8 protein-coding genes are annotated in these 10,144 nt (G+C 70.5%); 4 read left to right on the top strand and 4 right to left on the bottom strand.

Features of this window, described 5'->3' with window-relative positions:
* From OEY_RS0114295 to otsB, 4 genes are all read left to right on the top strand, one after another.
* Nucleotides 1-749, top strand: a 749-nt coding sequence (locus OEY_RS0114295; protein WP_010594540.1) for an SDR family oxidoreductase, incomplete at its 5' end; no start/stop codon positions are given.
* Between the two features lie 77 nt (nt 750-826).
* Nucleotides 827-1,810, top strand: a complete 984-nt coding sequence (locus tag OEY_RS0114290; protein WP_010594539.1) for a daunorubicin resistance protein DrrA family ABC transporter ATP-binding protein — start codon at nt 827-829, stop codon at nt 1,808-1,810.
* Nucleotides 1,807-2,610, top strand: a complete 804-nt coding sequence (locus OEY_RS0114285; protein WP_010594538.1) for an ABC transporter permease — start codon at nt 1,807-1,809, stop codon at nt 2,608-2,610. Before OEY_RS0114290 ends, OEY_RS0114285 begins: the two co-directional genes overlap by 4 nt.
* Before the next feature lie 145 nt (nt 2,611-2,755).
* Nucleotides 2,756-6,715: a trehalose-phosphatase gene (gene otsB / locus OEY_RS0114280; RefSeq protein WP_010594537.1), complete on the top strand. Its 3,960-nt coding sequence runs from the start codon at nt 2,756-2,758 to the stop codon at nt 6,713-6,715.
* A 15-nt stretch (nt 6,716-6,730) separates the two neighbouring features.
* On the opposite strand, the gene OEY_RS0114275 is transcribed toward otsB, so the two are convergent.
* From OEY_RS0114275 to OEY_RS0114260, 4 genes are all read right to left on the bottom strand, one after another.
* Nucleotides 6,731-7,132: a TIGR02611 family protein gene (locus OEY_RS0114275; protein ID WP_010594536.1), complete on the bottom strand. Its 402-nt coding sequence runs from the start codon at nt 7,130-7,132 to the stop codon at nt 6,731-6,733.
* Between the two features lie 204 nt (nt 7,133-7,336).
* On the bottom strand, nt 7,337-7,684 hold the full coding sequence (locus tag OEY_RS0114270) for a hypothetical protein (RefSeq protein WP_010594535.1): 348 nt from the start codon (nt 7,682-7,684) through the stop codon (nt 7,337-7,339).
* A gap of 105 nt (nt 7,685-7,789) precedes the next feature.
* Nucleotides 7,790-8,863, bottom strand: a complete 1,074-nt coding sequence (locus tag OEY_RS0114265; RefSeq protein ID WP_010594534.1) for a patatin-like phospholipase family protein — start codon at nt 8,861-8,863, stop codon at nt 7,790-7,792.
* A 98-nt stretch (nt 8,864-8,961) separates the two neighbouring features.
* A complete protein-coding gene (locus OEY_RS0114260; protein ID WP_010594533.1) occupies nt 8,962-9,999 on the bottom strand; it encodes a DUF5914 domain-containing protein in 1,038 nt (345 codons plus the stop codon).
* Between the last annotated feature and the right edge of the window lie 145 nt (nt 10,000-10,144).

Here is a 10,144-nt window from a genome sequence, read left to right as displayed (position 1 = left end):
GCCTCGTAGCCGCGGGCGCGCGGGTGCTCGTCGCCGACCTCGACGGCGACGCCGCGTGCCGGGTGGCTCGCGAACTCGATCCGGAGGGCGCCGGTCTGGCCGTGGGCGTCGGTGCCGACGTCTCCGATCCCGACCGTATCCGTGCGATCGTCGACCGCGCCGAGACCGACCTCGGTCCCGTGGCGCTGTACTTCGCCAATGCCGGGATCGGGGGCGGGGCGGGACTCGACGCCGACGAAGCCGCCTGGGACCGCGCACTCGATGTGAACCTGCGCGCGCACGTGCGCGCCGCGCAACTGATGGTGCCGCGGTGGCTCGAGCGAGGGGAGGGCTACTTCGTGAGCACGGCTTCCGCCGCGGGGCTGCTCACCCAGATCGGATCGGCGACCTACTCGGCCACCAAGCACGCCGCGGTGGGATTCGCCGAGTGGTTGTCGGTCACCTACGGCGGCAAGGGAATCCGCGTCAGTTGCGTGTGCCCCATGGGAGTGAACACTCAGTTGCTGCACGAGGGCGAGACCGCCGGCGACGGCCTGGGCGCGGCGGCCACACGGGCCGTCACGTCCGCGGGCGCGGTCCTCGAACCGGCCGACGTCGCGGAGGTGGTGCTCGCGGGCGTCGAGGCCGAGCAGTTCCTGATCCTCCCGCACCCCGAGGTCCTCGACATGTACCGGATGAAGGGAGCCGACTACGACCGTTGGCTCGCCGGAATGCGGCGCTATCAGGAACGGTTGCTGGCCGGCATCTGACGAGCCGGGAAAACCGCTCGAAACCTGTCGGAGGTCTGTAGCACACTGGGGCGCACATCCGACGACGGGGAGGACTCATGGCCGACGCCATAGTCGCCGAGGGGTTGATCAAGAGGTACGGACCGGTCACGGCCCTCGACGGAATCGATCTGCGAGTCCCGGAAGGGACGGTGACGGCGCTGCTCGGGCCCAACGGCGCCGGCAAGACGACCACGGTGCGGGTGCTCACCACCCTGCTCGTGCCGGACGAGGGCCGGGCCACCGTAGCGGGACTCGACGTCGTCGCCGATGCACGCGCGCTGCGTGCGCGCATCGGCGCCTCGGGCCAGTACGCCGCGGTCGACGAATACCTCACCGGCTTCGAGAATCTCGAAATGGTCGGCCGCCTCTATCATCTGGGCATCAAACGCAGCCGCGAGCGGGCACGTGAGTTGCTCGAACAGTTCGACCTGGTCGAGGCGGGGGACCGTCCGGTCAAGGGCTACTCCGGCGGCATGCGGCGCCGGCTCGACCTCGCCGGTGCGCTCGTGGCGCAACCACCCGTGCTGTTCCTGGACGAACCCACCACCGGTCTGGACCCGCGGGCCCGGCTGCAGCTGTGGGAGGTCATCGACCAGCTCGTCGCGCGAGGGACGACGCTGCTGCTCACCACCCAGTACATGGAGGAGGCGGAGCGGCTCGCGGACCGGATCGCGGTCATCGACCGGGGGGTCGTGATCGCCCGCGGTACCGCCGACGAACTCAAGCGCCTCGTCGGCGGGGAACGCATCGAGCTGGGGGTCGCGGACGCCGCCACGATCCCGGCTGTGCGCCGCGAGCTCGACGACCTCGCGGTCGGCGAGATCCAGGCCGACGCGGGTTCCGGTCGCGTCACCGTGCCGCTCAGCGACACCGGTTCGACGGGCAGCGGCGCCGATGCGCTGGCCACGGCGCTCGGCCGCCTGTCCGCGGCCGGCATTCGCGTCACCGATGTGGCGCTGCGCAAACCGACACTGGACGACGTGTTCCTCGCCCTCACCGGGCACGAGGCGGACGAGAAGATCGAGGAGGCGGTGGGATGAACACGGCTCAGATGATGGTGTCGGACGGCGTCACCATCGCCAAGCGCAACGTCATCAAGATCAAGCGGGTGCCCGATCTCATCGTCTTCACGATGCTCTCGCCGATCATGTTCGTGCTGCTGTTCGCGTACGTGTTCGGCAGCGCGATCCAGGTTCCGGGGATGTCCTACCGCGAGTTCCTCATCGCCGGCATCTTCACCCAGACGGTGATCTTCGGGGCGACCTGGACCGGTCTGGGCATGGTCGAGGACCTGCAGAAGGGCATCATCGACCGGTTCCGCTCGTTGCCCATGGCGCCGTCGGCGGTGCTGGTGGGCCGCACCTCCACCGACGTCCTCATCAACGTGCTCAGCCTGGTGGTCATGTCGCTGACGGGTCTGCTCGTCGGGTGGCGGATCCACTCGTCGTTCGGGGAGGCCCTCGCCGGATACGCGCTGCTGCTGTTGTTCGCCTACGCGCTGTCCTGGGTGATGGCGGTGGTGGGGATGTGGATCCGCACGCCGGAGGTGTTCAACAACGCGAGTTTCATGGTGATCTTTCCGCTGTCGTTCGTCGCCAACACCTTCGTCGACATCTCCTCGCTGCCACCGGTGCTGCAGACGATCGCGGAATGGAACCCGGTCTCGGCGCTGACGCAGGCGGTGCGGGAGCTGTTCGGCAACACCAATCCGACGATGCCCGTCTCGGATGCGTGGCCGTTGCAGAACCCGATCCTCGCGTCGCTGCTGTGGACGGCCGCCATGCTGATCGTCTTCGTGCCCTTCGCGATCCGTCGCTACCAGAAGGCCGTCAGCCGCTGAGGGACCTTGGACCGGAGGCGCAGGTCCCCGGTCGACGCCGGATGTCCCAAGGAGCCGGAGCGAGGCCGGTCGGCGTGGGATAGTGGGCCTGCCGAGCCAGGACAGGGAAGCAGGCCGACATGGACGAATCGACCGGGAGAGAGCGATGAGCGGGCCGGTGATCGACCCTCGCCGTCACGACGCGGTGATCTTCGACCTCGACGGAGTGGTCACCGACACCGCAGCGGTCCACGCCGCGGCATGGGCGGAGCTGTTCGACCGGTATCTCTCCCAGCGCCCCGACCACGACGGTGAGAACCACCGCGAGTTCACCGACGAGGACTACCGCAAGTTCGTCGACGGCAAGCCGCGTGTCGACGGCGTCGCGGACTTCCTGGCCTCGCGCGGGATCACGTTGCCGTGGGGGAATCCCGACGACGGCCCGGACATGGAGACCGTGTGCGGTCTCGGTGCCCGCAAGGACGAGATGTTCCGGGAGCGCATCCATCGCGACGGGGTCCCGGTGTTCGAGTCGAGCGTCGAGCTCGTGCGCCGGGTGCAGAAGGCCGGACTCGACACCGCGGTCGTCACCTCGAGCCGCAACTGCACGCTCGTGCTCGAATCCGCCGGGCTCGCGGATCTGTTCGGCGTCCGAGTCGACGGCGTGGTCTCCGACGAACTCGGGCTGCCCGGCAAGCCCGACCCCGCAGCCATGCTCGAGGCCGCCCACCGGCTCGGGGTCCGCCCGGCCCGGTCCGTCGTCGTCGAGGACGCGGAGGCGGGCGTCGCCGCGGGCCGACGCGGTGGATTCGGGCTCGTCGTCGGCGTGGACCGCGTCCACCATCGCGAGGAACTGCAGCGCCGCGGCGCCGACGTGGTGGTCGAGGACCTCGCCGAGCTGGCGGTGCGCACCGGCGACCGCCGGATGTCCCAGATTCCGGACGGCCTGGCCTCGTTCCAGCAGCTGACCGCACTGCTCGGCAAACGCCGGCCCGCGGTCTTTCTCGACTTCGACGGCACGCTCTCCGAGATCGTGAACGATCCCGCAGCCGCCACGCTTCTCGACGGCGCGTCGGCGGTGCTGTCCACGCTGGCGAGCGAGTGCACCGTCGCCGTCGTCTCCGGGCGGGACCTCGCCGATGTGCAGACCCGCGTCGGTCTCCCGGGACTGTGGTACGTCGGAAGCCACGGCTTCGAGCTGGTCGGCCCCGACGGGCAGCACCGGCAGAACGACGCGGCCCTGGCCGCCGTGCCCTGCCTCGAGCGGGCCGCCGCCGCCCTGCAGGAACGGCTCGACGACGTGCCGGGCGTCGTGATCGAGCACAAGCGGTTCACCGTGGCCGTGCACTACCGCAACGTCCCCCCGGACCGCGCCGACGGACTCGTCGCCGATGTGCGCGAGATCGCCGCTGCCGAGGACCACCTCCGGGTCACGACCGGTCGCAAGGTCGTCGAGCTCCGCCCCGATGTCGACTGGGACAAGGGCCGCGCCCTCGAATGGGTGCTCGAGCACGTGCGCGACGAGGACGACCCGATGCCGGTCTACATCGGGGACGACATCTCCGACGAGGACGCGTTCGACGCGCTTGCCGGCACCGGGCTCGGAATCGTGGTGTGCCACAACGAGGACGGTGACCGCCGGTCGGCAGCGCAGTTCTCGCTGGACGGTCCCGAGCAGGTCCGCCGACTGCTGCAGCAGCTCGCCGAACTGTGGGGCGGGAACCAGGAGGTCGGTCCGCGCCACGACGCCTGGACGCTGTACTTCGAGGGTTACGATCCGCCGGCCGAGAAACTGCGCGAGGCCGTGTGCACCGTCGGCAACGGGTACTTCGCCACCCGTGGCTGCGCCCCCGAATCCCACGCCGGCACCGTGCACTACCCCGGCACGTACGCCGCCGGGATCTTCAACCGCCTGACGGACGAGGTGGCGGGTCGCACCATCGACAACGAGAGCATGGTGAACCTGCCGAACTGGCTGCCGGTCACCTTCCGCATCGACGGCGGTGAGTGGTTCGACATCGACGCCGTCGACGTGCGGGAGTACTGCCAGTACCTCGATCTGCGCCGGGCCGTGCTCACCCGGCGGTTGCGTTTCCGCGACGCTGCGGGCCGCAGCACGACGGTCGTGCAGCGACGGTTCGTCGCGATGCACCAGCCGCACGTGTGCGGCCTCGAGACGACGATCGTCCCGGAGGACTGGACGGGGCGGCTCGAGATCCGGTCGGAAGTCGACGGCTCGGTCCGCAACACGCTCGTCGAACGCTACCGGCACCTCGACGGCAACCATCTGCGGCTGCTGCACACCGCCCGGCTGTCCGAGGACTCGGTGTGTATGACGGTCCTGACCAACCAGTCCCGGATTCCCGTCGCCGTGGCTGCCCGCAGCACGCTGTGGCGCGACGGCGAACGCGTCCCCGCCGAGTACACCCTGCTCGATTCGGGAGGACGGGTCGGACACATCATCGCGCTCGACGTGGCGGCCCACCAGCCCGTGACCCTGGAGAAGATGGCGACCCTGTTCACCGGGCGTGACCTGGCGGTGTCCGAGCCGTCGGAGGAAGCGGCCCGCTGGCTGGCCCGCACGGGACGCTTCGAGGAAACGCTCGAAGGACATGTTCTCGCCTGGGTGCACCTGTGGGACCGGGTGGACATCTACCTCGGGGGCGACGGCGAAGGTCTGCGCATCGTGCGGTTGCACCTGCTGCAGATGCTGCAGACGCTGTCGCCGAACACCGCGGAGCTCGACGTCGGCGTTCCGGCGCGGGGGCTGCACGGGGAGGCGTACCGCGGGCACATCTTCTGGGACGAGCTGTTCGTGCTGCCGGTGCTGAACCTGCGGTTGCCGGGACTGACCCGCTCCCTTCTGCGCTATCGGTACCGCCGGCTGGACGAGGCGCGCCGCGCGGCGCGGGAGGCCGGTCACACCGGCGCGATGTTCCCGTGGCAGTCCGGCAGCGACGGCCGTGAGGAGAGCCAGCAGGTTCACCTCAATCCGAAGTCGGGACGGTGGAATCCCGACGCGAGCTGGCGCCAGCATCACATCGGGGTCGCGGTCGCGCACAACGTGTGGCAGTACTACCAGGTGACCGGGGACCTCGGGTTCCTCGCGGATTACGGTGCCGAGATGCTGGTGGAGATCGCCCGGTTCTTCGCCGACATCGCCACCTACGACCACGCCCGCGACCGGTACGTCATCCGGGGCGTCATCGGCCCCGACGAGTTCCATTCCGGTTATCCGGACGCGCCGTTCGACGGTATCGACAACAACGCCTACACCAACGTCATGGCGGTCTGGGTGATCCTGCGCGCCCTCGACGCGCTGGAGATCATCCCGCTGCGGATGCGCACCGAACTGGTCGACACCCTCGGTCTGACCGCGCGCGAGACCGCGCGCTGGGAGGATGTCAGCCGGCGTATGTTCGTGCCCTTCCACGATCAGGTCATCAGCCAGTTCGAAGGCTACGGGGACCTCGCCGAACTCGACTGGGAGGGATACCGGCGCCGGCACGGCGACGTCCAGCGCCTGGACCGGCTTCTCGAGGCCGAGGGCGACGACGTCAACCGCTACCGCGCGTCGAAGCAGGCCGACGTGCTCATGCTGTTCTACCTGCTGTCGGCGGACGAACTGCGGGAGTTGTTCGAGAGGCTCGGCTACGAGCTGACTGGTGAGACCATCCCGCGGACGATCGACTACTACATGGCACGGACGTCGCACGGGTCGACGCTGAGCGCGGTCGTCCACTCGTGGGTACTGGCCCGGGCACACCGCGGTCAGGCGATGGAATTCTTCGACCGCGTGCTGGCGTCCGACATCGCCGACATCCAGGGCGGCACCACGTCGGAGGGGATCCATCTCGCGGCCATGGCCGGCAGCGTCGACCTGCTGCAGCGTTGCTTCTCCGGTCTCGAAGCCCGCGGTGACCGCCTGGTCTTCGGCCCGCAGTGGCCGGAGGAACTCGGTGTGCTCGCCTTCCCGATCTTCTACCGGGGACACCACCTGCAGGTGCGGATCTCCGGCCGTCAGGTCGAGGTCAGTGCGGGCGCGGGCATCCAGCGGCCGATCGAGATCGAGTGCCGGGGCCGGGTCGAACGCCTGCATCCGGGCGACACGGTGCGGATGCTGTGACGATCCGGGAGAAGCTCAGAGCGGGCTTTCGAGCCACGAGTAGTCGACCCCGACCCAGCCGCCGGCCAGACTGAGGGTGCCGAGCAGCCACAGGGTCATGACCACGATCGCGCCGGTCGTGAGCGCTCCCGCACCCCGTACCACCAGCGACTGTTGTCCGAACCAGTGCATGAAGCGGTCGTAGCGGCCCCGCGCGAAGTGCAGCAGACGGTGCGCCCAGGCGAACTCCGAGGCCAGGATCCCCAGGCCGGCGAAGACGATGAGCCAGCCCGGGCCGGGATAGGGGATGGCCACGATGCCGGCCAGGAACACCAGTGTTCCGAAGGTCCCGACGGTGATGCGGTACGTCAGGTTCAGGGAGGGACGCCGCTCGATGCGCCGCCGCCAGCGGAGCCATCGCTGCTTCAGCCGGCGCAACGGGGATACCGGGGTCCGGGCCTCGGCCCGGCCGGGCGAAACCGCGTGCCCACTCCGTCCTTCACTCACGATCTACCGAGCCTGCTTCTCGTCATACCAGGTTGCCGTGCACGGCAGGGTCGACCTTCAGTCTACCGGTGACCGGCGGTCACGGCGGGGCCCGGGAACGCGGACCTGCACGTCGCGGGCCGGTCCGCCGGCCGGTCAGGCTGCCGCGACGTCCGTCGGAACGGGACCGGCGGCGGTGAGCCGGTCCAGGTAGGCGGTGAAGACGGCGCCGAGTGCCACCGCGGTGTCGATCGTGTCGAGCCCGTGTATCGCCCCGACGAAGCACTCGTAGACGAGGGCGGCCGCCTGCGACGGGAACAACCCGCCCTCGTCGGCGGTCAGCGCCCGCGCCGCGTCGTCCACGCTGCTCGCCACCGTGCGGGCCACCGATCCGTGCAGCGGCACGTCGGCCGCAGCAGCGACCAGGGCGTCCGCGAGCGCGGAGGAGGGGAACGCCACCGCGGTCGGCGCGATCACCCGACGGAACATCGTTACGTTCGCCATGTCGAACCTCCCGTGGAATCTCCCGAGCCGTTCGGTCGAGTGGTACCCGTACGGGCACGCTGTACACAGTGCCGCAGGGGTCCGACAACTTCGGCTGCCGACGAGTCATGCCGTCAGGACACGGCGGGCGGCGGCGCGTCCGGCGCGCATGAACTCCGGCCAGTCCCGGGTGCCGAGGAACTGCCGGTAGAAACCGACGCCCCGCACCTTCGCGTACGGCACCGGCTCGATCATCGAGACGCGCGAGGCCGCGCGCAGCCGCGCCAGGTTCTCCCGTGCCAGCTCGACCTGCTGGGACGTGCGGACCTGAGCGGCGATGTAGAGGATGCTCGCGCGGCGTTCGGCCCAGCCGGTGGCGTCCTCGCCTTCGAAGCCGGGCGGGTAGAAGCCGTTCACGGCGAGAGTGACCTCGCAAGGCTGCTCGAGGTCGAGCAGCGGGTGGACGGGGAAGATGTCGACGATCCCGCCGTCGCACCAGTGGAACCCACCGAGTGCGACGGGGGCGACGAACAGCGGCAGCGCGACCGCCATGTGCACGGCCCGGGCCACCGGCAGGTCGGGATACGTTCGCGGCCCGAGGTACTCGAGGCGGTTCTGCTCGATGTTCCAGATCGGCGCGTAGGCGGGTACGGGCAGCGCGGCGAGCGTCATGTCGCCGAGCAGGCGGCGGTACGTGGCCTCGAGCGCGTCGCCACGCAGGATGCCGGCGAAGCCGCGGCCCACGGTCGGTGCGACGGTGAGCAGGCGTCGCCAGTCGACGTCGATGTAGTCCGCGGGGTCGAGTGCGAGGGTGAATGCTGCGACCTCGTCGGCGGGGACGCCCGCTGCGATCGGGAAGCCGAACAGCGCGGAACCGGAGCACAGCGAGACGACCGACGGCCGGATCCCGCCCTCCTCCAGTGCGCGGGCCACCCCGACCAGCGATGCGAGCGCTCCGCTGCCCCCGGTCGCGGCCAGCGCGATCCGATCGCCCTCCCGGACACGGACCCGGAAGGGCTCGAACGCGGGAAACGGATGCAGTTCCCGGTCCCGTAGGCCCGACGGCCGCTGCAGGGCCGCCCGCGCGACGTCGACGAGGAATCCGGTGTCGGTGCGCACGCCGTCGACCACGTCCCGACCGCGGGCGAGAACGTCGAAGTACTGGCGCACCCGGAAGATGTCGAGGACGGTGTCGAGCATGTCTCGACTGTGCGCGCGGGCCGCGGCGCGGACCAGGGTCCTCGGACCCGAATCCGAGGCGACCTACGGTGCGGCGGCGGGACGGGGATGCGGCGCAGTCAGCGTCCGGGCACGGGGCCCGGTGAGGTCGCGGCACGGAGCTGATAGCGACGCTCGGCGTAGTCCAGGTCGTCGCGCCACAGCCGGGTGGCCGTGCGCTGCATGAGGGGGCGGAGGGCGGCGGCCGCGCGCCGGGTGGCCATGCCGAACCCCGGGCGGGGGGAGTCGGCGACGACGGCCTCGACGATCGCCGTCCGGGGACGGCCGTCCGGGCCGGTGCCACGCGGGGTCGCGTGGGTCTCGACCACGCTCCCGACGCCTTCGCCCGAGACGATGCGCATGACGACGGTGCGCGGTTCGGGGCTGGTGAATTCCGCGCGGACCGGAACCCCGATCCGGCCGGCGACCCGGAAGGTGACGTCGACGACGAACCGGTCCTCGTCGCCCGGGCTGCCGTGGGTGGAGGGTGCCTCGACCACCTCGAGGCGGGCGAACGAGTACGGATGGAACCAGGCGCCGTGCCACGGGTCGAGGCGGTTGGCGACGATGTCGGTGGGTTCGCACACCCCGACGAGGGTGGCGACGGCTGCGATGCGGGAGTCGGCGGTCGGACGCTCGGGGACGACGGGCAGTTCCGTCGGTGTCTCCCCGCCGACGTGGTCGAGCCGGACCCATACGAGCACCCCGTCGTCGTGACTCGGGAAGGGTTTCCAGCCGTACGCGCCTGCGGCGTCGATGCGTAGACCGTGCCAACGGCAGACCAGCGCACCGCAGTCCACCGCTGCCAGCGACATCGGCGCGCCGAGGTGGGGGCACGCGCCGGGGCCGACGATCACCTGCTCGCCGTCGCGCCAGGCGACGAGTTCGACATCGGCGACGGTGACGCCGAAGGGACGCTCCGCACCGATGTCCCGGCTGGCGGCCACGACGTACCAGTTGCCGGAGGGGCGGCGCTGCGAGCGGTCGAGGACGGCGTTGATCAGCTCGGGGCGGGCACCCCGGTAGGTGGGCGCCTGTGCGGCCCAGTGGTCCGGATCCATGGGCTGGACGGGCCAGGTGGCGGGCCAGCGACGGTACAGCGGATCGAGCACGCTCATGCGGGGCGCCTTTCCAGGGCGGCGAGCCGGCGCAGGACCGTCGAGCGGCCCCGGGTGGGAACCGTGTACAGGTCGTGGCCGGCAATGCCCCATTGGGCGAGAAGGGCATTGGCGGCCTCCCACCCCGTGGTGGCCGCGCGTTCCA

Source organism: Rhodococcus sp. P14 (genome assembly GCF_000256505.1).
Taxonomy (GTDB): domain Bacteria; phylum Actinomycetota; class Actinomycetes; order Mycobacteriales; family Mycobacteriaceae; genus Rhodococcus; species Rhodococcus ruber.
The sequence above is the reverse complement of the archived record's forward strand: the minus strand, read 5'-3'. Positions and strand labels throughout refer to the sequence as shown.